Source organism: Pseudomonas sp. LB1P83, assembly GCF_054897885.1.
In genome coordinates this window covers 5,772,026-5,798,825 of record NZ_CM142709.1, presented here as the reverse complement: position 1 = coordinate 5,798,825, position 26,800 = coordinate 5,772,026, and the positions used below count along the sequence as shown (strand labels likewise).

Genomic DNA, 26,800 nt, shown 5'->3' with positions numbered 1-26,800 from the left:
GACCCATTCGGTTTCCAAGCGAATAGGTGGCAGCTGTACGCGGCTGGAAACCCGGGGTAACGGAGAAACCCGGCAGACACTTAAGTCTCCCGCGCACAGCCGCCATAACGGAGTGCACACAATAAAGGTGCGCAAGCATACGTTATGAAGGACGCTTTTGCGCCCCGTTACTTATGGGGTTTCCAGCCCCGGTCGCTGAATTGGCAGCGACCCATAAACGATAAAGATCAGCGCAAAAACCCACCAGTCAGCGGCTTCCGGCATTGCTGTAGGCAGTGACGCCGGACTGCGTAGCCTCTCACCGTTCCTGCGGACAAATGTTTAAACACAAATCCCCATTCGGCTCGCGACAGGTTGAAGATTCCCAAAAAGGGACCTATCGTTCCCTTTTTGGGACTCATCGGTTGCCACTGTGAAAAACCTTTCCCTCAGCGAAGCCCTGTTCACGACCACTCAGCAAAAAGTGCTGGGCTTGTTGTTCGGCAAACCCGACCGCAGTTTTTACGCTAACGAGATCGCCCGCTGGGCTCAAGTGGGTAAAGGCAGCCTCATGCGCGAGCTGGATCGATTGCAGCAGGCCGGTGTGCTGACCCTGAGCTGTCAGGGCAACCAGACCCACTATCAAGCCAATCCGCAATGCCCGATCTATACCGAGCTGTTGGGCATTGCCCGTAAAACTTTTGGTATCGCCGAGCCTTTGCGCCAAGCCCTGCAACCCTTTGCCGAACAGATCACCTGGGCATTTGTGTACGGTTCAATCGCCAAGGATTCGGCAAACGCATCCAGTGACATTGATCTCATGCTGATCGGCGAAAGCCTCCACTACAGTGAAGTGATGGAGCGGCTCATGCCTCTGGAGGAACAACTGGGCCGCGTCCTCAACCCGACGCTCTACACCCCCGACGACTGGGCCGCAAAACTGGCGGCTGAAAACAGCTTTGTGGTGCGGGTGGCGCAGCAGGACAAGATCAACCTGATGGGGGGAAACCCTTTGGAGTCCAAGGATGGGCAGCAACGAGAATCTGGAGAACCTGTTACGTAGCGGTGGATTGAAAGCCGAGCCACCGGACCGCAAGGAATGCGAAGGGCTGATGCGTTCCGCTGTGGATCGATTGAAAGATGCGCAAACGTCTTCGCTTTCCTTCGCGAGCCGTTTTGACCTGGCTTACAACGCTGCCCATGCCTTGGCTCTGACGGCTCTTCGCTTGTGTGGTTACCGTTCAGACAAGAGATACCTGGTGTTTCAGTGTCTGGTTCATACCGCTGATATTGGCAAAGTGCAGGTTCGGTTATTCGCGCTGTGCCATGAGCGACGAAACCTGGCGGAGTACGAAGGCTATATGGATGAAGATCCGGCGTTGTTGGCGCAGTTGTTGGAAAGCGCTGAGCAGTTGCTGGTTCGTGTGCAGCAGCAGATGACGAGGTCGTAATACTCAGATCTGCGGTGGATGTTCGGGCCCCATCGCGAGCAGGCTCACTCCTACAAGGTTTGTGTACGCCGCCGATCCAGTGTGGGAGTGAGCCTGCTCGCGATGGCGTCCGCCCAGTCAACCATTACTCTGACCGTAACGATTCGTCTCTCTGCTTGATTGATGCCCCCCACCCAACACTCCTAAGGTGACTCCCACGACAGCGAACCCGTGGAGTGGTCATGACAACAACAATATCCCCCGACTCGCGATGGACGCGGCGGCGCAGCGAAAAGCAGCGGCGTCTCGAGCTTGTGCGAGGCTTGGCCGACGGTGTGGTGCTGCCCACCGACAACATCGTCGCCGCGCTGGAGGCCTTGATCCTGCCCGGCGACCGCGTGGTGCTGGAGGGCAATAACCAGAAGCAGGCGGATTTCCTCTCGCGCTCCCTGGCCAAGGCCGATCCGGCCAAGCTGCATGACCTGCACATGATCATGCCCAGCGTCGGCCGTTCCGAGCACCTGGACCTGTTTGAACGCGGCATCGCCCGCAAACTCGACTTCTCCTTCGCCGGCACCCAGAGCCTGCGCATCAGCCAATTGCTGGAAGACGGCCTGCTGGAAATCGGCGCGATCCACACCTACATCGAGCTCTATGCGCGGCTGGTGGTGGACCTGATTCCCAACGTCGTGCTCTCGGCCGGTTTCATGGCCGACCGCGCCGGCAACATCTACACCGGGCCGAGCACGGAAGACACGCCTGCGTTGATCGAACCGGCCGCGTTCAGCGACGGCATCGTCATCGTCCAGGTCAATCAACTGGTGGACGACGTCAGCGACTTGCCTCGTGTCGACATCCCCGCGTCCTGGGTCGATTTCGTGGTGGTGGCCGACAAGCCGTTCTACATCGAACCGCTGTTCACCCGCGACCCACGGCACATCAAGCCTGTGCACGTGTTGATGGCGATGATGGCGATCCGCGGGATCTACGAAAAACACAACGTGCAGTCCCTGAACCACGGCATCGGATTCAACACCGCCGCCATCGAATTGATCCTGCCGACCTACGGCGAATCCCTTGGCCTCAAAGGCAAGATCTGTCGCAACTGGACGCTCAATCCGCACCCGTCCTTGATCCCTGCGATTGAAAGCGGCTGGGTCGAAAGCGTGCATTGCTTCGGCACCGAACTGGGGATGGAAAACTACATCGCCGCGCGGCCGGATGTGTTCTTCACCGGGCGCGACGGCTCGCTACGTTCCAACCGGATGTTCTGTCAGCTCGCCGGGCAATACGCGGTGGACCTGTTTATCGGCGCGACTTTGCAAGTCGATGGTGACGGCCACTCCTCCACCGTCACTCGGGGACGTTTGGCTGGTTTCGGCGGTGCGCCCAACATGGGTCACGACCCGCGCGGTCGCCGCCATAGCACCCCGGCCTGGCTCGACATGCGTCACGACGATGCGCCCGAAGCCTTGCTCGAACGCGGCAAAAAACTCGTGGTGCAAATGGTCGAGACCTTCCAGGAAGGCGGCAAACCGACCTTCGTCGAAACCCTCGACGCGATAGAGGTGGCGAAAAAAAGCGGCATGCCACTCGCGCCGATCATGGTCTACGGCGACGACGTCACCCACCTGCTGACCGAAGAAGGCATCGCCTATTTGTACAAGGCGCGTTCGCTGGAAGAACGCCAGACCATGATCGCCGCCGTGGCCGGGGTGACCGCCATCGGCCTGCGCCACAACCCGAAAGACACCGCGCGCATGCGCCGCGAAGGCCTGATCGCCTTGCCCGAAGACCTCGGCATCCGCCGCACCGACGCCACCCGCGAATTGCTCGCCGCTAAAAGCGTGGCCGATCTGGTTGAGTGGTCCGGTGGCCTCTACAACCCGCCCGCCAAGTTCAGGAGCTGGTAATGCACGCATTCAACCTGCAACCGAAAACGCTTTCCCTGGCTGAACGGCTGGCGGACATGGCCGTGGACGCACTGATCGACGAAGCGGACCTGTCGCCGAAACCGGCATTGGTCGACCGTCGTGGCAATGGCGCTCACACCGATTTACACCTTGGGCTGATGCACACCTCGGCGCTGTCCCTGTGGCCGGCGTTCAAGGAAATGGCGGAAGCAGCCGGCGAGTACGGCGAAGTCTGCTTGCCGCTGCGCGAAGCCGTCGGGCGTATTGGTCGGGAAGGGGAGCACGCGATGCTCGCCACCACCGGCGGCGTGAACACTCATCGCGGGGCAATCTGGGCCTTGGGTCTCTTGGTCACTGCCGCCGCGCTGGAACCTGAGTCCAGCACCGCAAACGCGGTCACTTTGCGCGCCGCACGCCTCGCGTTACTCGACGACCGTTACGCGCCACGTCCACTCAGCCATGGCGCCCAAGTCGCCCAGCGTTACGGCGCTCGCGGTGCCCGTGAAGAAGCTCAGCTCGGTTTCCCGGCAGTGCTGCAACGCGCGCTGCCGCAACTCAAACGCAGCCGTGCCTTGGGTCATGGCGAGCAGAACGCCCGGCTCGATGCCTTGCTGGCGATCATGACGAACCTGGCCGACACCTGCGTGCTCTACCGCGCCGGCGAACACGGTCTGCACGCCATGCAACGCGGTGCCCAGGCCGTGCTCGATGCGGGCGGCAGTGCCAGCCTCGCCGGTCGCCGCCGTTTGCATGAGCTGGACGAACACTTAATCGCATTGAATGCGTCGCCCGGTGGTGCAGCGGATTTACTCGCCGCCTGCCTGTTTATCGACCGCATCGAGTCCGGAGCTTGCTGATGGAAACCTTATCCTTTGAATTCCCCGCCGGGCAGCCGCCACGCGGCCGCACGCTGGTGGGCTGTGTCGGCTCGGGCGATCTGGAAGTGCTGATCGAACCGGGTCAGGCCGGCAAATTGACGATCAAGGTGCAGACCTCGGTCAATGGCGCGGAACAACGCTGGCAGCATCTGTTTGCACGGATGTTCGACGGCCAGACACCGCCGGCGATGGCCATCGATATCCACGATTTCGGCGCGACCCCCGGCGTGGTGCGCTTGCGCTTGGAGCAGGGTTTTGAGGAGATCGGCCATGACTGATCTCCTCCAGCCATCCCTACAAAGACGCAACTTCGTCGAACTCGGCGCCCGGCAACGGGCGAAAGCCTTGCTCGACGCCGGCACCTTCCGCGAACTGCTCGACCCGTTTCAACGTGTCATGTCGCCGTGGCTGTCGCGCCAGGGTGTGGTGCCGCAAGCTGACGACGGCGTGGTAATCGCCAAGGGCAGCATCGGTGGATTGCCGGTGGTGATTGCCGCCATCGAAGGCGCGTTTCAGGGCGGCAGCCTCGGCGAAGTCGGCGGGGCGAAAATGGCCGGTGCGCTGGAATTGGCCGCCGAAGATAACCGCAACGGCATCCCGACCCGCGCCGTGTTGCTGCTGGAAACCGGTGGCGTGCGCTTGCAGGAAGCCAACCTCGGACTGGCCGCGATTGCCGATATTCATGCGGCGATTGTCGATCTGCGCCAATACCAGCCAGTCGTTGGTGTCGTCGCCGGCAGCGTGGGGTGCTTTGGCGGGATGTCGATTGCTGCCGGGTTATGCAGCTACTTGCTGGTGACTCAGGAAGCGCGGCTTGGTCTGAACGGTCCGCAAGTGATCGAACAGGAAGCCGGGCTTGAGGAATATGACTCTCGCGACCGTCCTTTCATCTGGAGCCTGACCGGTGGTGAGCAGCGTTTTGCCAGTGGTTTGGTGGACCGTTATGTCGCCGATGATGTGGCGCAGATTCAGCAGCAGATTAGTGAATTGCTCAAGCAAGGTTTGCCGGAACAACAACGCAGCCGTCAGGCCGACCTGTTCCTGCAACGGCTGGCCCGTCTGGACGCCGAGCCGCAAATCGAGCCGGCAACGGTTCGCGATCTGTATCAAGGAGAGCGCTCATGAGTTCGTATTCCCTGAGAGGCTTGAACTGGTTCAGCGCCCTGAGTTCGGGCGCCAAATCGGTCGAAGGTTTGCCGGCTTCGTTGAAAGTCGCTGATGGCGTGTTGGACGACCAACCTGTTCGGTTTATCGCGGTGGTTACCGACCCCGACAACCGCTTCGTCCGCGCCCGCAATGGCGAGGTCGGTCTGCTGGAGGGCTGGGGTCTGGCCAAGGCTGTGGATGAAGTCATCGCCGCAGACGCGGATAAACCGCACAAGCGCGCCTTGATCGCCATCGTCGATGTGCCGAGTCAGGCCTACGGTCGGCGCGAAGAAGCGCTCGGGATTCATCAGGCCTTGGCTGGCGCGGCGGACAGCTATGCCCGCGCCCGGTTGGCCGGCCATGCGGTGATCGGTTTGCTGGTGGGCAAGGCGATGTCCGGGGCGTTTCTGGCGCACGGGTATCAGGCCAATCGCTTGATTGCCCTGCGTGACCCCGGCGTCATGGTGCACGCGATGGGCAAGGCTTCAGCTGCGCGGGTGACCTTGCGCAGCATTGAGGAGCTTGAAGCGCTGGCCGCCAGCGTGCCGCCGATGGCCTATGACATCGACAGCTACGCGAGCCTTGGATTGCTCTGGGAAACCTTGTCGGTGGAACAGATCGAGCAACCGACGGCGGCGGATCTGACTCGCGTGACTGAATGCCTGAACCAGGCGATTGGCGATGTTGCCGCCAGCGGTCGCGATTTGAGCAGCCGTTTGGGCGCGAGTAACCGCGCGGCATCGAGCAAGGTTCGCCAACTGCTGAGAGCGCAGTGGTGAACACGTTTCTGGCCCACGACCTGCTTTGGGGCATGACCCCGGAGCAGCTGCCGGTGGACGCGCCTGCGTGGGTGATCGAGTCGATCAGCGCGGGTCAGCCGGTGGTGGTTCGGCGTGCGTTGAGTGCGCCGGATTACGTCGCGGTCGGGGTGCGTGGGCGGTTGCGTGAGCAGCGCTTTGCAACGGTGATGTCGATCGATGCGATTTCGCGTCGGGTTAAACCGGAAGAACTTTGTCATGTCGTGATTGATCGGGATGTACCGGCAGTGCACGCCCTCAATCAACTGCGGCCACTGCTGGATGATTGTGGTTGGGTGTGGGGTGTCAGCGGCAGTGCCGGGTTTGAATTGGCCAGCGGTTTTCAGGCGTTGCATGAGCGCAGCGATCTCGACTTGATCCTGCGCACGCCGCAACCGCTCGACCGATTGAAAGCGCAGGCGCTGATGAAGATTCTGGACACGGCTGCGTGCCAGGTAGACATGCAGTTGCAGACGCCTTTCGGCGCCATCGCCCTGCGCGAATGGGCTGGTGCTGCCCGCCGGGTCTTGCTGAAAAACGCCCGTGAAGCCTGCCTGGTCATTGATCCGTGGGAGCAAGCAGCGTGAGCAGTTTGCTGGTGTTCCCCGGCCAGGGCGCGCAGCAGCCGGGCATGCTCCATCGTTTGCCTCGCGAAACGGTGATCGAGGCAAGTGAAGTGCTAGTCGAAGACACGTTGCTGCTGGATTCTGCCGAGGCGTTGAAGTCAACTCGGGCGGTTCAGCTGTGCCTATTGATTGCCGGTGTCGCCGCTTCACGCCAGTTATCAATGGCACCGGATTACGTGGCGGGATTGTCCATCGGCGCCTACCCGGCAGCGGTGGTGGCCGGCGCCTTGAGATTCAGCGATGCGCTGCATCTGGTCAGTCTGCGCGGCGAACTTATGCAGCAAGCGTATCCGCAGGGCTACGGCATGACTGCGATCATCGGTCTTGATTTATCCACAGTGGAAGATTTGCTGGCGCAGGTTCACAGCGTCGACACCCCGGTCTATCTGGCCAATATCAATGCCGATAACCAGGTGGTCATCGCTGGCAGTGATACGGCGATGAAAGCCGTCGCTGAGCTGGCCCGAGTGCGCGGTGCAGGTCTGGCCAAGCGTCTGGCCGTCAGCGTGCCGTCCCATTGCCCGTTGCTGGAAGCCCCAGCGAAAACCCTGGCCGAAGCCTTCGCCAACGTGCAACTGAAAACCCCGACAGTGGGCTACCTGAGCGGCAGCCGCGCCCGGCCTGTCATCAGCATTGAAGCCTTGCGCGATGACCTGGCATTCAACATGTGCCGCGTCGTCGACTGGCGCGGCACCGTGCAAAGCGCTTACGAGCGTGGCGTGCGTCTACAGATCGAACTGCCGCCCGGTGCGGTGCTGACCGGGCTGGCGCGCCGGGTGTTCGAGCAAGGCACCGTGATCGCTTTCGACGGTGCTCGCCTCGATACCTTGCAGGCGCTGTTGCGTGAGGAGGGAAGCCGCCAACCCTAGACCACCGACTCAGGCCTTCGAACAACAAAAACAACATTCGACGATGCACTTTGAGGACAACAACAATGATTATTTACGGTGTGGCGCTGTTGGCGATTTGTACGCTGGCAGGGGTGATCCTGGGTGACATGCTCGGCGTGTTGCTGGGGGTGAAATCCAACGTGGGCGGGGTCGGGATCGCGATGATCCTGCTGATCTGCGCACGGTTGTGGATGCACAGGCACGGCGGCATGACCAAGGATTGCGAGATGGGCGTCGGCTTCTGGGGCGCGATGTACATTCCGGTGGTGGTCGCGATGGCCGCGCAACAGAACGTCGTCACCGCTCTGCACGGCGGCCCGGTGGCGGTGCTGGCGGCGATTGGTTCGGTGGTGATTTGCGGTTGCACCATTGCCTTGATCAGCCGGACCCACAAGGGCGAACCGTTGCCCGATGAGCCGGTGGACATCACTCCGGTTGGCACGCCAGTAGGAGGTCGCTGATATGTGGGAACTCATCGAGAAAGGCCTGGCCAATAACAGTCTGGTCACGGCGTTCGCGTTCGTCGGCGTGATCATGTGGGTGTCGGTGGTGTTGTCCAAACGCCTGACGTTCGGACGTATTCACGGCTCGGCCATTGCCATTGTCATTGGGCTTTTTCTGGCCTGGGTCGGCGGTACCATGACCGGCGGGCAAAAGGGCCTGGCAGATCTGACGCTGTTTTCCGGCATCGGTCTGATGGGCGGCGCCATGCTAAGGGACTTTGCGATCGTTGCCACGGCGTTCGAAGTGCAGGCCACCGAAGCAAAAAAGGCCGGTTTGATTGGTGTGATTGCGCTGCTGCTGGGCACGATTCTGCCGTTCATTGTCGGCGCGAGCATGGCCTGGGCGTTTGGTTATCGCGATGCGATCAGCATGACTACCATTGGCGCGGGTGCGGTGACGTACATCGTCGGGCCGGTGACCGGTGCGGCGATTGGCGCCAGTTCGGATGTGGTCGCGCTGTCGATTGCCACCGGGTTGATCAAGGCGATTCTGGTGATGGTCGGCACACCGATGGCGGCGCGCTGGATGGGGCTGGATAACCCTCGCTCGGCGATGGTGTTTGGCGGGTTGGCTGGCACTGTCAGCGGTGTGACGGCCGGGTTGGCGGCGACGGATCGGCGGCTGGTGCCTTATGGCGCGTTGACGGCGACGTTTCATACCGGGCTTGGGTGCTTGCTTGGGCCTTCGTTGTTGTACTTCATTGTTCGCGGGATTGTGGGGTAGGGCTCAAAAACCACCCCTCACCCTAACCCTCTCCCCAAGGGGTAGAGGGGACTGACCGAGTTGTTCTTGGAGCTGCATCGACCTGAAGTATCGAGTCGAACTCAGGTCTTGAAAACCATAGAGATCGGCTCCCTTTCCCCCTCTCCCCTCTGGGGAGAGGGCTGGGGTGAGGGGTGGTTCTTAGTCACACCGCAGCATTGCGATTGGCATACATCCGACACTCCGCCAGCAACGCCAGCAGATTCGGATCGCGCTCCTTGGCCTTCAAGAACACCACCCCAATGTGCTGCTGCAATCGATACTTTTCCTGCAACGGAATCAGCTTCACCCGATTCTCATACACCGCCGCAATCCGTCCCGGCAGCAACGCATAACCCACGCCCGAGCTGACCATGCTCAGCAGGGTGAAGATGTCGTTGACCTGCATCGCCACCTTCGGCTCGAACCCCGCCTGCTTGAACACCCGATTACCGTCCTGGTGCGTGGCAAAGCCCTGAGTCAGCGTAATGAATGTCTCATCGCGTACTTCGGCAAGGTCGACTTCGGTCCGTTTGGCAAACTTTGAATCAGCCGGTGTGGCGAGAAAGATGTCGTCGGAAAACAGCTGGATTTGCTCGCAGTCCGGGTCGTTGACGCTCTCGTCCAGCGACACCAGGATCGCGTCGACTTCCATGTTCTTGAGCTTGTACAGCAGGTCGAAGTTCGAGCCGAGGATCAGGTCGATATTGAGCTCGCTGCGGCGGATCTTCAGGCCCATGATCAGCTGCGGCACCGTCTTCACCGTCAACGAATACAGCGAGCCCAGCTTGAAGCGCTCGGCGGAGAAACCGGCGGCTTCGCGGGTCAGGCGCACGGTTTCGACCACGTCCTGAATCAGCTTCTGCGCTCGTTCTTCCAGCACATAAGCGCTTTCCAGCGGCGTCAGATTGCGGCCTTCGTGCTTGAACAGCGGGCAGCGCAGGGCGCTTTCCAGGGAATGGATCGCCCGGTGCACGCTGACATTGCTGGTCTGCAACTCGGCGGCGGCCCGGGCCAAGTTGCCGGTGCGCATGAAGGCCAGGAACACTTCGAGTTTTTTCAGGGTCAACTCTTCGTCGATCAGCATGGGCGTAGCTCTTATTCGAATGGCTCGATTGTGCACGTATGAGGGAATTTGTGATCTGAAACATTGCGCTTTTAATCTCAAGGCCTGAGCCTTGCGCGATGTTGCAATGAATTTTGAGGTGAGCAACACATGTATCACGGGGAAAGATTGAACGCCTGGACGCATTTGGTCGGGGCAGTGGCGGCGTGTGTCGGGGTGGTGTGGATGCTGGTGATTGCCAGCATGGACGGCAGCCCGTGGAAGATCGTCAGCGTGGCGATTTACGGATTTACCTTGATGGTGCTTTACAGCGCATCGACCGTGTACCACAGCGTGCGCGGGCGCAAGAAAGCGATCATGCAGAAGGTCGATCACTTTTCGATCTACCTGCTGATCGCCGGCAGTTACACGCCGTTTTGCCTGGTGACCTTGCGCGGGCCTTGGGGCTGGACGCTGTTCGGGATTGTCTGGGGACTGGCGCTGATCGGCATCCTGCAAGAGATCAAGCCGCGGTCGGAAGCGCGGATTCTGTCGATCGTGATTTATGCGGTGATGGGCTGGATTGTGCTGGTGGCGGTCAAGCCGTTACTCGCGGCGCTGGGCAGTACAGGGTTTGCCTGGCTGGCGTCGGGTGGGGTGTTGTACACCGTGGGGATTGTCTTTTTTGCCCTGGACAGCCGTTTGCGGCATGCGCACGGGATCTGGCATTTGTTCGTGATTGCGGGGAGTGTGCTGCACTTTGTCGCGATTTTGTTTTATGTCCTTTAAACCGCGTCGCGGCCAATCGCTAGCAGGCTAGCTCCCACAGGAGATCTCCGGTGAACACCCAAAATTCAATGTGGGAGCTAGCCTGCTAGCGATGGCGGCCTAGAAATCTCCCCAAAGCTGCTGGGCCACCGCCAGTGCAACCACCGGCGCGGTCTCTGTCCGCAACACCCGAGGCCCGAGGCGGGCGGCATGGAACCCGGCGCTCTTGGCCTGATCGACTTCAGCATCCGACAGTCCACCCTCAGGCCCGATCAGGAACGCCAACGTCCCAGGCTTCTCATGGCTCACCAACGGCTCAGCCACCGGATGCAGCACCAGTTTCAATTCAGCCTCGGTCTGCTTCAACCAGTCTGCCAACAACAGCGGCGGATGAATCACCGGCACCCGTGAACGCCCGCATTGCTCGCACGCGCTGATCGCCACTTGGCGCCAATGCATCAGGCGTTTGTCGGCGCGTTCGTCCTTCAAGCGGACTTCACAGCGGTCGCTGAAAATCGGGGTGATTTCAGTGACGCCCAGTTCGGTGGCTTTCTGAATGGCCCAATCCATGCGCTCGCCACGGGACAAGCCCTGGCCGAGATGGATCGCAAGCGTCGATTCGATCTGCCCGGCGAAGCTTTCATCGATCTGCACGACGACGCGTTTCTTGCCGACCTCCGCCAGCGTGGCGCGAAACTCATGGCCCGAGCCGTCGAACAGTTGCAGCGCATCACCCTCGGCCATACGCAGCACGCGGCTGATGTAATGGGCCTGGGCTTCCGGCAACTCGTGTTGGCCGATGCTCAGGGGGGCGTCGATGAAGAAGCGGGACAGTCTCATGCTGGGTCTCTGTAAAAAGTCGAATGTAGCAGCGTACGCAATCAGCTTTTGTGGCGAGGGAGCTTGCTCCCGCTGGACTGCGCAGCAGTCCCTCTATTTGGGCCGTTTCGCGACCCAACGGGGGCAAGCCCCCTCACCACAGGGTTTCTCGGTGACTGTTAGCCCGGATCGCGGAAGTCGGGGTGGAAGTCTTTCGGCACCGACACGCTGACGCCATCACGGGTCGCGATGTCGATGCCTTCACTGGCCACTTCAGCCAGAAAATCGATCTGCTCCGGTGTAATCACGTACGGCGGCAGGAAGTACACCACGCTGCCCAACGGTCGAAGTAAAGCACCGCGCTCCAACGCATGCTGAAACACCTTCAAGCCGCGGCGTTCCTGCCACGGATACGCTTCTTTCGTTGCCTTGTCCTTGACCATCTCGATGGCCAGCACCATGCCGGTCTGGCGCACTTCCGAGACGTTCGGGTGATCGACCAGGTGGGCGGTGGCGGAGGCCATGCGCTGCGCCAGGGCCTTGTTGTTCTCGATGACGTTGTCTTCTTCGAAGATATCCAGCGTCGCCAATGCCGCCGCGCACGCCAGCGGATTGCCGGTGTAACTGTGCGAATGCAGGAAGGCGCGCAGGGTCGGGTAGTCGTCGTAGAACGCGCTATAGACATCTTCGGTCGTGACGCAAGCCGCCAGCGGCAGGTAGCCGCCGGTCAGGGCCTTGGACAGGCAGAGGAAGTCCGGGCGGATGCCGGCCTGTTCACAGGCGAACATCGTCCCGGTGCGGCCGAAGCCGACGGCGATTTCGTCGTGGATCAGGTGTACGCCATAACGGTCGCAGGCTTCGCGCAGCAATTTGAGATACACCGGGTGATACATGCGCATGCCGCCCGCGCCCTGGATCAGCGGCTCGACAATCACCGCAGCGACGGTGTCGTGGTTCTCGGCCAGGGTCTGTTCCATGGCGACGAACATGTTGCGCGAGTGTTCTTCCCAGCTCATGCCTTCGGGGCGCAGGTAGCAATCAGGGCTCGGCACCTTGATGGTGTCCAGCAGCAACGCCTTGTAGGTTTCGGTAAACAGCGGCACGTCGCCCACCGACATCGCCGCCATGGTTTCGCCGTGGTAGCTGTTGGTCAGGGTGACGAAGCGCTTTTTGTTCGGCTGGCCGCGGTTGAGCCAGTAGTGAAAGCTCATCTTCAGCGCGACTTCGATGCAGGACGAACCGTTATCGGCGTAGAAGCATCGGGTCAGGCCTTCCGGCGTCATCTTCACCAGGCGCTCGGACAACTCGATCACTGGCTGATGGCTGAAACCGGCGAGGATCACGTGTTCCAGCTGATCAACCTGGTCTTTGATGCGTTGGTTGATCCGCGGGTTGGCGTGGCCAAACACGTTGACCCACCAGGAGCTGACGGCGTCGAGGTAGCGTTTGCCTTCGAAGTCTTCCAGCCACACGCCTTCACCGCGCTTGATCGGGATCAGCGGCAGCTGTTCGTGGTCTTTCATCTGGGTGCAGGGATGCCACAACACCGCGAGATCGCGTTGCATCCACTGATTATTCAGGCCCATGTTCAGTCTCCTCGAGGCGGCTCGCTGGTTTCGCGGGCAAACAATCGCGCAAGCCTATGCAATGCATCGCACGGGGACAACCCATTGTGTCGATTGAGCTACTTTGTATAGGTCGATAGACGTCGCTGGCGGCGTTTTGATGGCTGACGTATTCTTCGCGGTTCTTTGAGTCGTCTGACTCGTAAAACCGCTATTTCCTCGTGTATTTCCGGAGTTCGCTGAATGTCTGCTGGTTGGCTGCGCGCCTGTGCGCTGGTGATGTTAGGGCTGTTCAGCGTGTCTGCGCTGGCCAAGGATAAAACGGCGATCGTGATCGGCGGCGGGCTCTCGGGTCTGACGGCGGCTTACGAACTGCAGAACAAAGGCTGGCAGGTGACCCTGCTGGAAGCCAAGCCGAACCTGGGCGGTCGCTCCGGCATGGCCACCAGTGAGTGGATCGGCAACGACAAGACTCAACCGGTGCTGAACAAATACGTATCGACCTTCAAGCTGAGCACCACGCCAGCCCCTGAATTCGTGCGGACCCCGAGCTACCTGATCGATGGCGTGTATTACACCGCTGCCGATCTGGCCACCAAGGAACCGGCCACTGCCGAAGCACTCAAGCGCTACGAAAAGACCGTGGATGATCTGGCGCGTTCGATCGAAGATCCTCAGAACCCGGCGGCCAACAGTACGCTGCACGCTCTGGATCAGATCAACGTCTCGAACTGGCTCGACCGTCTGAGCTTGCCAGCCACTGCACGTCAGTTGGTGAACCAGCAGATTCGTACCCGTTACGACGAGCCTTCGCGTCTGTCGCTGCTGTATTTCGCACAGCAGAGCCGTGTTTACCGTGGCGTCTCCGACCGTGACCTGCGCGCTTCGCGTCTGCTTGGCGGTAGCCCGGTGCTGGCCCAGGCCTTCGTCAAACAGCTGAAAACCATCAAGACCAGTTCCCCGGTGTCGTCCATCACCCAGGACAAGGACGGCGTGACCGTCAAAGTCGGCAGCGTTGGCTATCAGGCTGACTACGTGGTGGTGGCCGTGCCGTTGCGTGCACTGAACAAAATCGTGATGACCCCGGCGCTGGATGCCCAGCACCTGGGCGCCATCAAAGGCACCAACTACGGCTGGCGCGACCAGATCATGCTGAAGTTCAAGACGCCGGTGTGGGAAAGCAAGGCGCGCATGTCCGGCGAGATCTACAGCAACACCGGTCTTGGCATGTTGTGGGTCGAACCGGCGCTGAAGGGCGGCGCCAACGTGGTGATCAACCTGTCTGGCGACAACGCGCGCGTGATGCAGGCGTTCGGCGACAAGCAAATGGTCGACCAGGTGTTGATTCGTCTGCACGCGTTTTATCCACAGGCGCGCGGCTCGTTCACCGGTTATGAAATCCGCCGCTACAGCACCGACCCGTCGATGGGTGGCGCTTACCTGGCTTTCGGCCCGGGCCAGATCAGCAAGTACTGGCGCTTGTGGGAGCGTCCGCTGCAACGTGTAGCGTTCGCTGGCGAACACACCGACACCTTGTACCCGGGCACGCTGGAAGGCGCATTGCGCACCGGTCAGCGCGCGGCCAGTCAGGTTGAAGACCTGGCGGCGGGCAAGTCGTTTGAACCGGCGAAGGTTGTTCCGGCAGCGACTGCTGTGGCGGCCGGCGCGGTGGCGGCTAAGAAAGGCAACTTCTTCACCAACCTGTTCGGCGGTTCGTCCGATGACGACAAGAAGCCGGAACCGGTCAAGGCACCAGAGCCTGTCACTCCGCCTGCACCGGCTCCTGCTCCAGTGCCAACGCCGGCCCCTGCGCCTGTTGAAGCACCGAAGCCTGCTGTGCCGGTAAAAGCCGAGCCTGCCAAAAAGGCGGCGGCCAAGCCTGCGGCGAAGAAGCCAGCGGCTAAAACCGAAGCCAAAAAGGCTCCGGCAAAAGCTCCGGCGAAAAAAGCTGAACCGGCGAAGAAGCCAGCGGCCAAGCCTGCTGCAACAACTCCGGCAGCTACGGAAACCAAAGCGCAATAAGCTTTGGGCTGATCAAAAAGCGCGGCAGTGATGCCGCGCTTTTTTTATGCGTGACAGATTTTCATAGGACGCCGAAATTTGGCTTTTCAACGATGGATCAGGGCGAGAGTGTCCATGACACATACGGAGTTCTTCGAATAGTCGCTGAAATATAGCGCGCCGTTAGCGTAGGTGACATTCCAGGGCGCGATAGCACCAACGATGGCTAATTTGCGTTGGACTTCATGGCTGACAGTGTCAATAACCACTACCTCTTTCGCACTGAAATCCAACAGGTAGGCGTATTGTCCGTCAAACGCTAATTGCCCCTCTGTGTAAACCGAGTCGGCCACTTTTAGCTGAAATTCAGCGTCGACTACGGCAAGTTTTCGTTCAAATTGGCACATGACATAAACGTTGCCATTGTTCGGATTCACTGAAATCCACCAAGGATCTTGAGGCGTCTTCACTGACTTGATGATTTCCAGCGTTTGGCTATCAATGATGGTCAGGGTTTCCTTCGGGAAAATGCCTTCATAGCCGGAACCGGTCACGTAGAGTTTTGAGCCGTCCGGGCTGATGCCGATGTCTCTGCACTCCAGTTGTGATTCCCAAGCGTGGGTCACATCAAAGGTGTCTGTGTTTAGAATGGCCAGTGATTTTCTACCCTGCACATGGGTGTAAACACATTTCCCGTCCGGACTGGATACGATGCCACAAGGGTGAACGCCGACGTCGATATCACGAATACACTTGAGCGTTTGGGTATTCACCACCGAAATCGAACCTGAACCGTAATTGGTCACGAAAGCGAGACTTTCATCTGGACTGAGGGCAACCCGTTGCGGGTACTCGCCGACTTTAATAGTGGCAATGACTGTTCTGTCCTTGGTGTCGATAACTGACACATCACCTGAGATGTAGTTGCCGACATAGACGCGTGATCCATCCTTACTCACGGCAATCCCTCGCGGCCCCTTTCCCACTTCAATTGCAAATTGACGGCTAGACTCGCTATTCATGGTTGAACTCCTGTTCGGGGCGCACGGATTGAGCCCGTCCTGTTTAAGTTGATGTTTTGGCAAGGGTGAAATCTACTGTCAGATCTGACAGTTCAGACGGGTGGAGTGAGCGGTCAGAGCAGGAAGTCTGAAAGGTCTACGCTTGGACGAATGTCGATTTTTTTGTGGGTTAACATTTTCTTAACGTGTTGGATTCAAGGTCTTGATCGTATTTCTCGATATTTCAAAGCGAAATTTTCCGCTTTAAATCGATAGATAACTCGATAGTCTTGGTCGCAGTTCTCACAGGATTTGGGCAATGCAGCTACGTAACTCTTCTTCCCGCTACGGTTGGGTCAGCATCTTCATGCACTGGGGCGTGGCGCTGGCGGTCGTTGGTTTGTTTGCGCTGGGCTGGTGGATGGTCGGTCTCGACTACTACAGCACCTGGCGCAAAGACGCGCCGGAATTGCACAAGAGCATTGGCCTGGTGTTGTTGACCGTCATGGTTCTGCGGGTGTTGTGGCGCGTTGTCAGCCCACCACCGCCGGTACTGGAAACGTATAGCCGCATGACGCGTCTTGGCGCCAAGTTCGGTCATTCGTTTCTTTACCTCAGTCTGTTTGCTGTGATGATTGCCGGATACCTGATTTCTACCGCAGACGGTGTCGGGATTTCGGTGTTTGGCCTGTTTGAAGTTCCTGCGCTGGTTTCCGGACTACCGGACCAGGCAGACACCGCCGGTGTGATTCATCTGTATCTGGCGTGGGCGCTGGTAATTTTTTCCGGTCTCCATGCGTTGGCAGCATTGAAGCACCACTTTATCGATCGTGATGCGACCCTCACTCGAATGCTGGGCCGCAAAGCCTGAAGTTCAACCTCGACTCCAAAGGAATAGAAAGCATGTTGAAAAAAACACTCGCTGCTCTGTCAATCGGTTCGGCTCTGCTGTCCGCTAACGTAATGGCGGCTGACTACGTCGTCGACAAGGAAGGCCAGCATGCCTTCGTTGACTTCAAGATCAGCCACTTGGGCTACAGCTTCATCACCGGTACCTTCAAGGATATCGACGGCACGTTCAGCTTCGACGCTGCCAAGCCAGAAGACAGCAAGATCGAGTTCAACGTGAACACCGCCAGCGTGTTCACCAACCATGCCGAGCGCGACAAACACATCGCCAGCAAAGACTTCCTGAACGGCTCTAAAGCCAAGTTCGTCTCCACCAGCGTCAAATCCACCGGCAAAAACGCCGCTGGCAAAGACACTGCCGACGTGACCGGCGACCTGACCATCCTTGGCGTGACCAAGCCAGTCGTGGTCAAGGCCACGTTCCTGGGTGAAGGCAAGGATCCATGGGGTGGCTACCGTGCCGGCTTCGAAGGCACTACCAGCATCAAGCGTTCCGACTTCGGCAAGCAGAAAGACCTGGGCCCAGCGTCCGATGCGGTCGAGCTGTACGTTTCGTTTGAAGGTGTGAAAGCGAAGTAATATTCGCGCCTGACACAAAAACGCCCCCGATCTCACGATCGGGGGCGTTTTTTATTGCCGAACATAATCTGCGCCGCACCACAAATCCTGTAGGAGCGAGGCTTGCCCGCGAAAGCGCCAGCGGCCTCACCACAGAAATCCGGTTGACCCCTTCGCGGGCAAGCCTCGCTCCTACAGGGTCATGATGAAGCATAAAAAAATGCCCCGGATCGTGAGATCAGAGGCATTTTTCATTGCAGCGTTAAATCAGCGATTGCGGGTCAGCAACGCTGGTTTCTCACCGCGCGGACGGCCTGGCAGTTGATCCAGTTGCTCAGGAGTCGGGAACCGATCGGTCTTCGACTCTTTATGGATGATCTTCGGTGCCGGGCCGCGCGGGTTCTGCACGGCGGGTTCCGAACGCGGCTGATCGTCGGTGCGGGCCGGGCGACGGTTGCGCGGCTCTTCGCGACGGGCCTGGCCCTCACGTGGAGCGCCGTTGCGTGGACCGCTGCGCTTGGCCGGCGGCGTGCCGGTGGTGGCGCCGTCGCTGCTGCGCGGACCACTTTGGCGACCCTGAGGCTTGCCGCCGGTGCGCGGAGCACCTGCGCCAGCGCCAGCAGCCGAACCTTGTGCCGGAGCACCCGGACGGCGGCCACGGCCCTGAGCCGGTTTGGCTTGAGGCACGTAGTCGACGCGGTTACCGAAGTTATCGACGTCGTCGTCCAGAAACTCGTCCGGAGCACGGTCAGCAGCGGCGCGAGGAGCCGGGCGCTGTTGCTCGCGAGCCGGGGTGCCTTCGCGTGGCTTGTGTTCACGCGCCGGGCGATCGCCACGGCCAGTGGCTGCCGGTTTTTCCTTGCCGCCCTTGTCCTTGCCCTTGTCTTTACGACCGCCGCCACCGCCGGTGCCGGTTGGACCGTCGCCGCGCGGGCCACGTGGATTGCGCGGGTTACGCACATCCGGACGCTCGCGGACTTCTGGTTTCTCGGCTTCTACTGCGCTGGAGTCGAAGCCCATCAGGTTGCCGTCGGCAATCTTCTGCTTGGTCATGCGCTCGATGCTTTTCAGCAGCTTTTCTTCGTCCGGAGCGACCAGCGAGATCGCCTCACCCGAACGACCGGCACGGCCTGTACGGCCGATACGGTGAACGTAATCTTCGTCGACGTTCGGCAGTTCGAAGTTGACCACGTGTGGCAACTGGTCGATGTCGAGGCCGCGAGCGGCGATGTCGGTGGCGACCAGGATGCGCACTTCACCGGCCTTGAAGTCGGCCAGTGCTTTGGTGCGGGCGTTCTGGCTCTTGTTGCCGTGGATCGCGACGGCGGTGAGACCGTGTTTGTCCAGGTATTCGGCCAGACGGTTGGCGCCGTGCTTGGTGCGGGTGAACACCAGGACCTGTTCCCAAGCGCCAGCGGTGATCAAGTGCGCCAGCAGCGAACGCTTGTGGTTGGCTGGCAGACGGAAGACACGTTGCTCGATGCGCTCGACCGTGGTGTTCGGTGGCGTGACTTCGATGCGTTCCGGGTTGTGCAGCAGCTTGCCGGCGAGGTCGGTGATGTCTTTGGAGAACGTCGCCGAGAACAGCAGGTTCTGGCGTTTGTTCGGCAGACGAGCCAGGACCTTCTTCACGTCATGGACAAAGCCCATGTCGAGCATGCGGTCGGCTTCGTCCAGCACGAGGATTTCCACGTGGGACAAATCGACGCTGCCTTGACCGGCGAGGTCGAGCAGGCGGCCAGGGCAGGCCACCAGCACGTCAACACCACGGGACATGGCCTGAACCTGCGGGTTCATGCCGACGCCGCCGAAGATGCAGGCGCTGACGAACTTCAGGTCACGGGCATAGACCTTGAAGCTCTCGTGTACCTGGGCCGCGAGTTCGCGGGTAGGGGTCAGCACCAGTACGCGCGGTTGGCGCGGGCCGTGACGCTGGGATTTGTCCGGGTGACCGCCCGGAAACAACCGCTCCAGAATCGGAAGGGCGAAACCGCCGGTTTTACCAGTACCTGTCTGAGCCGCAACCATCAGGTCGCGACCTTGCAACACGGCGGGAATAGCCCGCTGTTGCACCGGAGTAGGCTCGGTATAGCCCGCTGCCTCGATGGCGCGGACTAAAGCCTCGGAGAGACCGAGGGAAGCAAAGGACATGAGTAATCCTGTTCTAGTTAGGGCTTGGCCCAATGGGAGTCTTGCCTGGCGCGAATGGCGTTTAAGAAGAACGCAATCCCGTCCGGTCCTGCTGGGCCTTGAAGGCTCGTCTGGAGCGCTCGCGCGGGCTGAAAAGCTGCGCTGTAGCGGATCGAGATGCCTTGAACAAGTCCGAGCGTCCGGGCGTGAGCCTGGCGGGAACGCCGGAGTATAACAGAGCAATCACTGCGCGCCGCTTTCCTGCTGCTCAACGGTTTTTACCGTGGCCGTGGTGGCGGTGGTGGCTTGCCCTCCTGTGCCCGGCCCCGCGCCGTAACGGGCGCTCAGCTCAGCGTAGGCGGGCTCGCGCTTGAAACGCTTGAGCTCGGCACCGAAACGCTGCACCAGCAAATCCATGCCGGCGTTGCGCCGTACCGCCAAAAACTGGCTCTGGTGGCTGATGACGGTCGGGTTTTCGGTGATCTTGTCGCGGATGCCCAATTCATCGAGCAAGTGCTGGCCCACCCGGCGATCGGTGATCAGCAGGTCGATTCGCCCGCGTACCAGTTTGCCGAAGTTGGCTTCATGGGTCGGCGCCGGCTCCCGGGTGAACAGGGGCGATTCGCTGAAATCCTTGCTGTAGAGATAGCCCGGCGAGGTGCCGACGGTCAGGCCTTTGAGATCGTCCAAGGTGCGGAATGGATGGGGGCGCTCGTTGGCGTAGAACATCACGAACTCGACTTCCGACAGCGGTTCGCTGGGGTAGAGCAAGGTGGCGTCGCGTTCATCGCTGTGAAAGATGTCCAGCGCGCCATCCGCCTGGCCCGATTCAAGCATCGACAGGCAGCGTTTCCACGGCAGGAACTGCCAGTCCACTTCGATCCCCAGGCGTTTGAAGACGATGTCCGTGGTTTCGTAATCCAGGCCCAGGGATTTTCCGTCTTGCTCATAGACATAAGGCGCCCACGGCTCGGTGACAATGCGCAGCTTCTCGCCCCGGGCGGCGAAGCTCAGGCAAGTGAAAAGAAACACGGTCAGTAACTGGGCGATCAAAGGCATGGCTTGAGATTACGACGAGAAGTCACAAAGAGCCAGAAACGGGATCCACAAGCTCTATCTCCGTGTGTTGCTGCGCAATAAAAGTGCGCTGAATGCAAAAGATCGCAGCCTCGTTTCACTCGACAGCTGCTACAGGGAAATGAGTACTCTGTAGCAGCTGTCGAGTGAAACGAGGCTGCGATCTCTTGATCTTGCTCTTAGCGCGGCAGCTTCAGGTTGTTCCACACCGCCAGACTCGCTTCAGCCTGATTCAGTGTGTAGAAGTGCAGCCCAGGTGCGCCACCTTGCAGCAGGCGTTCGCACATATCGGTGATGACGTGCTCACCAAAGCCTTGAATGCTCTGGGTGTCGTCGCCGTAGGCTTCCAGCTGCTTGCGGATCCAGCGCGGGATTTCCGCACCGCAAGCGTCGGAGAAACGCGCAAGCTTGCTGTAGTTGGTGATCGGCATGATCCCCGGCACGATCGGGATGTTCACGCCCATCGCCCGTACACGCTCGACGAAGTAGAAGTAGCTGTCGGCGTTGAAGAAGTACTGGGTGATCGCACTGTTGGCGCCAGCATTGGCTTTGCGCACGAAGTTGTTCAAATCGTCTTCGAAATTGCGCGCTTGCGGATGCATCTCCGGATAAGCGGCGACTTCGATGTGGAAATGATCACCGGTCTCTTCACGAATGAATTGAACCAGGTCGTTGGCGTGGCGCAATTCGCCGCTGGCCATGCCCATACCCGAAGGCAGGTCACCGCGCAGGGCAACGATACGCTTGATGCCGGCTGCCTTGTACTGAGTCAACAGGCCGCGCAGGTCGTCCTTGCTGTCGCCAACGCAGGACAGATGCGGTGCGGCCGGGACTTTGACTTCGCTTTCGAGCTGCAACACGGTGTTGAGCGTGCGATCACGGGTCGAACCGCCAGCGCCGTAGGTGCAGGAGAAGAAATCGGGGTTGTACGTAGCCAGCTGACGAGCAGTGGCGAGCAGTTTTTCATGCCCAGCGTCGGTCTTCGTAGGGAAGAACTCGAAGCTGTAGCGACGGTCTTGGGACATGGGAATACCCTTGAAAACGCGTGAGCCTTGCAGTCGCCGCGCTTACTGTAGGAGCGAAGCTTGCTCGCGAAAGCAACGACGCGGTGCTTCAGGAGTAACGCGGTGATGCGTTCGCGAGCAAGCTTCGCTCCTACAGGGGAGCGTGGATTGTGCATAAGTCCGCTCCCATGGGGAGCGGACAGCAGGTCCAATCAGTAGCGGTAAGCGTGCGGCTTGAACGGGCCTTCGACGGTCACGCCGATGTAGTCGGCCTGGGTCTTGGTCAGTTGAGTCACAACGCCGCCGAAACCGCGGACCATTTCCAGGGCCACTTCTTCGTCGAGTTTCTTCGGCAGTACTTCAACCGTCAGGCGCTCGGCTTTCTGGGCTGGCGACAGGTCGGCGTACTTCTGACCGAACAGGAAGATCTGCGCCAGAACCTGGTTGGCAAACGAACCGTCCATGATGCGGCTTGGGTGACCGGTGGCGTTACCCAGGTTAACCAGACGACCTTCGGCCAGCAGGATCAGGTAGTCGTCGTTCTGGGCGTCGAACGCGCCAGGGCCGGTACGGTGGATTTTGTGAACCTGTGGCTTCACTTCTTCCCACGCCCAGTTCTTGCGCATGAAAGCGGTGTCGATTTCGTTGTCGAAGTGGCCGATGTTGCAGACAACAGCGCGCTTCTTCAGGGCTTTGAGCATGTTTGCGTCGCAAACGTTGACGTTACCGGTGGTGGTCACGATCAGGTCGATCTTGCCCAGCAGCGCTTTGTCGATGCTTGCTTCAGTACCGTTGTTGATACCGTCGATGAACGGCGAAACCAGCTCGTAGCCGTCCATGCAGGCTTGCATGGCGCAGATCGGGTCGACTTCGGAAACTTTAACGATCATGCCTTCCTGACGCAGGGACTGGGCCGAACCCTTGCCCACGTCACCGTAACCGATGACCAGCGCTTGCTTGCCGGACAGCAGGTGGTCGGTACCGCGCTTGATCGCGTCGTTCAGGCTGTGACGGCAGCCGTACTTGTTGTCGTTCTTGCTCTTGGTCACCGAGTCGTTGACGTTGATGGCCGGGATTTTCAGCTCGCCCTTGGCCAGCATGTCCAGCAGGCGGTGAACGCCAGTGGTGGTTTCTTCGGTGACGCCGTGGACGCGGTCCAGGATCGCCGGGTATTTCTTGTGCAGCAGCTCGGTCAGGTCGCCGCCGTCGTCGAGGATCATGTTGGCATCCCAAGGCGCGCCATCTTTGAGGATGGTTTGCTCCAGGCACCACTCGTACTCTTCTTCAGTCTCGCCTTTCCAGGCGAAAACCGGGATACCGGCAGCAGCGATAGCGGCAGCGGCCTGGTCTTGAGTCGAGAAAATGTTGCAGGACGACCAACGCACTTCGGCACCCAGGGCAACCAGGGTTTCGATCAGCACGGCAGTCTGAATGGTCATGTGGATGCAGCCGAGGATCTTGGCGCCTTTGAGCGGTTGCTCACCAGCGTATTTGCGGCGCAGACCCATCAGGGCAGGCATTTCGGATTCGGCGATGATGGTTTCGCGACGGCCCCAGGCAGCCAGGGACATGTCGGCAACTTTGTAATCGTTAAAATCTGCAGGCGTGATAACAGCGCTCATGATGAGCCTCCATTCGTAATGTATGCGAATGGGCGCCGTTGTGCGTTTAGTGTCCGGCCGATAATGGCCAGTCAACGCCCCATCCGAGCCTGACAGGTCGAACCTGCTGCAGCGCCCCTCGGACAGGTGGCGGGAAAACGGTAGTAGCCGTTCTGAATCGGTGGCGATTATAGCTTTCTTTATCCGGCTAGTGGCAAGTGACAAGCTCCAAGCGGCAAGTAAAAGCGAATCTGCTTTTAACTTGCAGCTTGTCGCTTAAAACTTGAAGCTGGGGGGCGATAAGGTATCGCCCAAGCACCTCAAGCCCGGAGCCCCCCATGAATTTCCACACCCGCAAATGGGTAAAACCCGAAGACCTCAACCCCAACGGCACGCTGTTCGGCGGCAGCCTGTTGCGCTGGCTCGACGAAGAAGCGGCGATCTACGCCATCGTCCAGTTGGGCAATCAGCGCGTGGTCACCAAGTACATTTCCGAAATCAACTTTGTCAGCGCCTCGCGCCAGGGCGACATCATCGAACTGGGCATCACCGCCACCGAGTTCGGCCGCACCTCTATCACTCTGAAGTGCGAAGTGCGCAACAAGATCACCCGCAAAAGCATCCTGACGGTGGAGAAGATTGTCTTCGTCAATCTGGGTGAAGACGGCTTGCCAGCGCCGCACGGCCGGACCGAGATCACGTACGTCAAAGACCAGTTCAAGGACGACGTCGCCAGCGAGTAATGCGAGCCCTGTAGGAGCAGAGCTTGCTCGCGAAGGCTTCACCTCGGTTTCCGTTGTGTCGCAGATGACGCCTTCGCGGGCAAGTCGGAACGCCGCACCGCTCGCTCCTACAGACCCGGTTTCGTTTGGGCGGTCAGTGAACAGCTCCGAACCGCGCGTGTCGTACCTACATGACACGCCACCGGTTCAGGACCTTTATGGACACGCAAAAAGACGGCAAGACCCCAAACCTGTCGCCGGAAGAACGGCACGAGGTCGACAAGAACCAGCCACCGCGAGCGGCGGTGCTGCACGAAATCATCCGTACCCAGGGCGATCAGGAACTCGAGCGCAGCGTCGCCGCCCTGTGGTGGTCGGCGCTGGCCGCCGGCCTGACCATGGGCCTGTCGCTGATGGCCATGGGGTTGCTCAACTCCCGACTGCCGGACGGTGAAGGCTTCAAGGTCATCGCCAGCTTCGGCTACTGCGCAGGCTTTCTCGCGGTAATCCTCGCCCGTCAGCAATTGTTCACCGAGAACACCCTGACGGCCGTGCTGCCGATTATGACCAAACCCACGCTGAACAATTTCGGCCGGTTGCTGCGCCTGTGGTCGGTGGTGCTGGTCGGCAACCTCTGCGGCACGTTGCTGGTGGCCTACGTGATGCTGAATCTGCCAATTTTCGACAGCAAGACCGACCTGGCTTTCCTCGACATCGGGCGCAAGATCATGGAGAACGACGCCAGCCAGATGTTCGCCAAAGGCATCGTTTCCGGTTGGATGATTGCGACCATGGTCTGGATGATCCCGTCCATGGAGAGCGCGAAGATGTGGATCATCATCCTCATCACCTACCTCATGGCGCTGGGGGATTTCACCCACATCGTGGTCGGTTCGGCCGAGGTCTCGTATCTGGTGTTTGCCGGTCAGTTGCCGTGGAAGGATTTCTGGCTGGTGTTCGCCGGGCCGACGCTGGCGGGGAACATCATCGGCGGCAGTTTCATCTTCGCGCTGATCAGCCACGCGCAGATCCGCAGCGAGAGCGGGCCGCCGAAGAAGACTGCGGATCAGGGCCAGGAGCCCGATCCGCAGAAGAGCAAAAAGTAATCAGTGATGCTCGGCCTGTGCCGCTGGCGCAGGCTCATCCAGGGCACGTGCGGGCAGGCCGATGAAGCGGAAATTGACGTAGGTGAGGAGGGTGGTGGGGCAGATAAAGGCAGCGACAAATTCAAGCCTCCGGGCGGCGTTCCGACGATAGCGGTGTCAGCAGCGATGCAGCAATTCAGCCGGACACATTGACCGCAGCCGCACCGCGACGTTGCAGATAGATGTAGAACAGCGCAGTCAACACAGTCAGGCCACTGACCTGCGCGCCAGTCCACGGCAGGTCCGCCAGATCCGCACCGCTGGCAACCACCAGCCCGCCGATCCACGCTCCCGCCGCGTTGCCAAGGTTGAAGGCGCTCTGGTTCAGCGTCGAACCGAGGTTCGGGGCTTCATGCGCCTGATCGATGATCAGCAGTTGCAGGATCGGGCACAGGGCAAACGCGAAAATCCCCCACAGCACCAGCGTGATCGCCGCCGGAATCACCGAGTGACTGGTCTGGCTAAAGGCAGCCAACACCACCATGACGGCCAGCGCCATGCCGACCAATGAAGGCAACAAACGACTGTCCGCCAGGCGACCGCCGAGCATGCTGCCCGCCGTCAATCCCACGCCAAACAACAGCAGCATGATCGTCACGCCATGGGGGCTGACACCGGTGATGTCCTGCAGAATTGGCGCGATGTAGGTGAACACGCTGAACAGACTGGTCGACGCCAGCACACTCATGCCCAACGCCAACAGAACATTGACCTTACCCAGCACTTTGAACTCGCTGGCGAGGTTGGCCTTGTCCATTTCGATGTCCTTCGGCAACCAAAGCCACTGCGCGATCGCTGCAATGACACCGATCACGGAGACCGCCCAGAACGTCGAACGCCAGCCGGCGTATTGCCCGAGCGCGGTGCCCAATGGCACGCCGAGCACGTTGGCGAGCGTCAGGCCGGTGAACATCATGGCAATTGCCTGCGCCCTTTTGTTCGGTGCAACCAGGCCAGCCGCGACCACCGAGCCGATGCCGAAGAACGCACCGTGGCACAAAGCGGTGACCACCCGCGCGGCCATCAACGTGGCGTAGTTCGGCGCCAATGCGCACAGCACGTTACCGAGGATGAACATCAGCGTCATGCCCAGCAGCGTGGCTTTGCGCGGCATGTTGGCGGTGCCGATCGCGAGGATCGGCGCGCCGAACACCACGCCCAGGGCGTAGCCGGTGATCAGCAGGCCTGCGTGGGGGATGCTCACGGCGAGGTCGCGGGCGACGTCGGGCAGCAAGCCCATGATGACGAATTCAGTGGTGCCGATGCCGAACGCGGCAACAGCAAGGGCAAGCAAGGCGAGTGGCATGCGCAAGGTCTCTGTCGGTAGTCTTGACGCTCTGATCAGGCATACGCATGCCGATGACCGTTCTCGATGAGCGCGGGCAGGGGCAAAAATTATTGGAATTGGTCTGTGCGCAACTGAGTGCGGCGTGGTCGCTTGCAGTATAAACAGCTGCTGACATATGGCGAATCAATTATCCACCCGGTTCTTGTAGGAGCCAGGCTTGCCGGCGAAGGCAATGTCAAGGACGCCTTCGCCGGCAAGCCTGG

At 60.0% G+C, this 26,800-nt stretch carries 26 protein-coding genes and 1 riboswitch; of the genes, 17 read left to right on the top strand and 9 right to left on the bottom strand.

All coding sequences use genetic code 11. The features are described 5' to 3' along the window. Positions 1-412 precede the first annotated feature (412 nt). From ACYZTY_RS26650 to madM, 11 genes are all read left to right on the top strand, one after another. On the top strand, positions 413-1,042 hold the full coding sequence (locus ACYZTY_RS26650) for a nucleotidyltransferase domain-containing protein (protein ID WP_461956119.1): 630 nt from the start codon (positions 413-415) through the stop codon (positions 1,040-1,042). Then, a complete protein-coding gene (locus tag ACYZTY_RS26645) occupies positions 1,005-1,430 on the top strand; it encodes a hypothetical protein (protein ID WP_461956118.1) in 426 nt (141 codons plus the stop codon). The genes ACYZTY_RS26650 and ACYZTY_RS26645 overlap by 38 nt, the downstream gene beginning before the upstream one ends. A 221-nt stretch (positions 1,431-1,651) precedes the next feature. Beyond that, on the top strand, positions 1,652-3,322 hold the full coding sequence (gene mdcA / locus ACYZTY_RS26640) for a malonate decarboxylase subunit alpha (protein WP_461956117.1): 1,671 nt from the start codon (positions 1,652-1,654) through the stop codon (positions 3,320-3,322). Beyond that, positions 3,322-4,179 (top strand): triphosphoribosyl-dephospho-CoA synthase, encoded by an 858-nt coding sequence (locus ACYZTY_RS26635; RefSeq protein WP_461956116.1) that lies wholly within the window; start codon positions 3,322-3,324, stop codon positions 4,177-4,179. The genes mdcA and ACYZTY_RS26635 overlap by 1 nt, the downstream gene beginning before the upstream one ends. Continuing rightward, the gene (locus tag ACYZTY_RS26630; RefSeq protein ID WP_008026217.1) at positions 4,179-4,478 is read left to right on the top strand and encodes a malonate decarboxylase subunit delta; all 300 of its coding nucleotides are present in this window, start codon (positions 4,179-4,181) and stop codon (positions 4,476-4,478) included. Before ACYZTY_RS26635 ends, ACYZTY_RS26630 begins: the two co-directional genes overlap by 1 nt. Further along, entirely contained in the window at positions 4,471-5,325 is an 855-nt protein-coding gene (locus ACYZTY_RS26625) for a biotin-independent malonate decarboxylase subunit beta (RefSeq protein WP_461956115.1), read from the top strand. Before ACYZTY_RS26630 ends, ACYZTY_RS26625 begins: the two co-directional genes overlap by 8 nt. Continuing rightward, entirely contained in the window at positions 5,322-6,125 is an 804-nt protein-coding gene (gene mdcE, locus ACYZTY_RS26620; protein WP_461956114.1) for a biotin-independent malonate decarboxylase subunit gamma, read from the top strand. Before ACYZTY_RS26625 ends, mdcE begins: the two co-directional genes overlap by 4 nt. Beyond that, positions 6,119-6,730, top strand: a complete 612-nt coding sequence (locus tag ACYZTY_RS26615) for a malonate decarboxylase holo-ACP synthase (RefSeq protein ID WP_461956113.1) — start codon at positions 6,119-6,121, stop codon at positions 6,728-6,730. The genes mdcE and ACYZTY_RS26615 overlap by 7 nt, the downstream gene beginning before the upstream one ends. Continuing rightward, a complete protein-coding gene (gene mdcH / locus ACYZTY_RS26610; RefSeq protein ID WP_461956112.1) occupies positions 6,727-7,638 on the top strand; it encodes a malonate decarboxylase subunit epsilon in 912 nt (303 codons plus the stop codon). The genes ACYZTY_RS26615 and mdcH overlap by 4 nt, the downstream gene beginning before the upstream one ends. A gap of 65 nt (positions 7,639-7,703) precedes the next feature. Continuing rightward, entirely contained in the window at positions 7,704-8,120 is a 417-nt protein-coding gene (gene madL, locus ACYZTY_RS26605) for a malonate transporter subunit MadL (protein ID WP_461956111.1), read from the top strand. A 1-nt stretch (position 8,121) separates the two neighbouring features. Further along, positions 8,122-8,886, top strand: coding sequence for a malonate transporter subunit MadM (gene madM, locus ACYZTY_RS26600; RefSeq protein ID WP_461956110.1), 765 nt, complete (start codon positions 8,122-8,124; stop codon positions 8,884-8,886). A gap of 184 nt (positions 8,887-9,070) precedes the next feature. On the opposite strand, the gene ACYZTY_RS26595 is transcribed toward madM, so the two are convergent. After that, positions 9,071-9,991, bottom strand: coding sequence for a LysR family transcriptional regulator (locus tag ACYZTY_RS26595; protein ID WP_461956109.1), 921 nt, complete (start codon positions 9,989-9,991; stop codon positions 9,071-9,073). Positions 9,992-10,120: 129 nt separating this feature from the next. On the opposite strand from ACYZTY_RS26595, the gene trhA reads away from it, so the two are divergent. Then, a complete protein-coding gene (gene trhA / locus ACYZTY_RS26590; protein ID WP_461956108.1) occupies positions 10,121-10,738 on the top strand; it encodes a PAQR family membrane homeostasis protein TrhA in 618 nt (205 codons plus the stop codon). Positions 10,739-10,837: 99 nt separating this feature from the next. Here trhA and ACYZTY_RS26585 read toward each other — a convergent pair whose 3' ends face one another. Together ACYZTY_RS26585 and ACYZTY_RS26580 are read right to left on the bottom strand one after the other, a co-directional pair. Then, a complete protein-coding gene (locus ACYZTY_RS26585; protein WP_461956107.1) occupies positions 10,838-11,557 on the bottom strand; it encodes a 16S rRNA (uracil(1498)-N(3))-methyltransferase in 720 nt (239 codons plus the stop codon). Positions 11,558-11,715: 158 nt separating this feature from the next. Continuing rightward, entirely contained in the window at positions 11,716-13,122 is a 1,407-nt protein-coding gene (locus tag ACYZTY_RS26580; RefSeq protein WP_461956106.1) for an adenosylmethionine--8-amino-7-oxononanoate transaminase, read from the bottom strand. Between the two features lie 222 nt (positions 13,123-13,344). On the opposite strand from ACYZTY_RS26580, the gene ACYZTY_RS26575 reads away from it, so the two are divergent. Next, on the top strand, positions 13,345-15,123 hold the full coding sequence (locus ACYZTY_RS26575; protein ID WP_461956105.1) for a flavin monoamine oxidase family protein: 1,779 nt from the start codon (positions 13,345-13,347) through the stop codon (positions 15,121-15,123). Between the two features lie 86 nt (positions 15,124-15,209). Here ACYZTY_RS26575 and ACYZTY_RS26570 read toward each other — a convergent pair whose 3' ends face one another. Then, the gene (locus tag ACYZTY_RS26570) at positions 15,210-16,124 is read right to left on the bottom strand and encodes a YncE family protein (protein ID WP_461956104.1); all 915 of its coding nucleotides are present in this window, start codon (positions 16,122-16,124) and stop codon (positions 15,210-15,212) included. Between the two features lie 298 nt (positions 16,125-16,422). Between ACYZTY_RS26570 and ACYZTY_RS26565 the strand changes: the two genes are divergently transcribed. Next, a complete protein-coding gene (locus ACYZTY_RS26565) occupies positions 16,423-16,974 on the top strand; it encodes a cytochrome b (RefSeq protein WP_461956103.1) in 552 nt (183 codons plus the stop codon). Positions 16,975-17,006: 32 nt separating this feature from the next. After that, positions 17,007-17,591 carry a YceI family protein gene (locus tag ACYZTY_RS26560; RefSeq protein ID WP_461956102.1) on the top strand — a complete coding sequence of 195 codons (585 nt, stop codon included), beginning with the start codon at positions 17,007-17,009 and terminating at the stop codon, positions 17,589-17,591. A gap of 246 nt (positions 17,592-17,837) precedes the next feature. Here ACYZTY_RS26560 and ACYZTY_RS26555 read toward each other — a convergent pair whose 3' ends face one another. From ACYZTY_RS26555 to ahcY, 4 genes are all read right to left on the bottom strand, one after another. Continuing rightward, positions 17,838-19,721 (bottom strand): DEAD/DEAH box helicase, encoded by a 1,884-nt coding sequence (locus tag ACYZTY_RS26555; protein ID WP_461956101.1) that lies wholly within the window; start codon positions 19,719-19,721, stop codon positions 17,838-17,840. 222 nt (positions 19,722-19,943) lie between these two features. Then, positions 19,944-20,759, bottom strand: coding sequence for a substrate-binding periplasmic protein (locus ACYZTY_RS26550; protein ID WP_461956100.1), 816 nt, complete (start codon positions 20,757-20,759; stop codon positions 19,944-19,946). A gap of 197 nt (positions 20,760-20,956) precedes the next feature. Further along, a complete protein-coding gene (metF, locus tag ACYZTY_RS26545) occupies positions 20,957-21,802 on the bottom strand; it encodes a methylenetetrahydrofolate reductase [NAD(P)H] (protein ID WP_461956099.1) in 846 nt (281 codons plus the stop codon). Positions 21,803-21,993: 191 nt separating this feature from the next. Beyond that, positions 21,994-23,403: an adenosylhomocysteinase gene (gene ahcY / locus ACYZTY_RS26540; RefSeq protein WP_046045260.1), complete on the bottom strand. Its 1,410-nt coding sequence runs from the start codon at positions 23,401-23,403 to the stop codon at positions 21,994-21,996. A 23-nt stretch (positions 23,404-23,426) separates the two neighbouring features. After that, positions 23,427-23,529, bottom strand: a riboswitch (S-adenosyl-L-homocysteine riboswitch). A gap of 191 nt (positions 23,530-23,720) precedes the next feature. Between ahcY and ACYZTY_RS26535 the strand changes: the two genes are divergently transcribed. Beyond that, on the top strand, positions 23,721-24,125 hold the full coding sequence (locus tag ACYZTY_RS26535) for an acyl-CoA thioesterase (RefSeq protein ID WP_033060418.1): 405 nt from the start codon (positions 23,721-23,723) through the stop codon (positions 24,123-24,125). A 197-nt stretch (positions 24,126-24,322) separates the two neighbouring features. After that, on the top strand, positions 24,323-25,210 hold the full coding sequence (locus ACYZTY_RS26530; protein WP_461956098.1) for a formate/nitrite transporter family protein: 888 nt from the start codon (positions 24,323-24,325) through the stop codon (positions 25,208-25,210). Between the two features lie 175 nt (positions 25,211-25,385). On the opposite strand, the gene ACYZTY_RS26525 is transcribed toward ACYZTY_RS26530, so the two are convergent. Continuing rightward, a complete protein-coding gene (locus ACYZTY_RS26525) occupies positions 25,386-26,555 on the bottom strand; it encodes an MFS transporter (RefSeq protein ID WP_461956097.1) in 1,170 nt (389 codons plus the stop codon). Between the last annotated feature and the right edge of the window lie 245 nt (positions 26,556-26,800).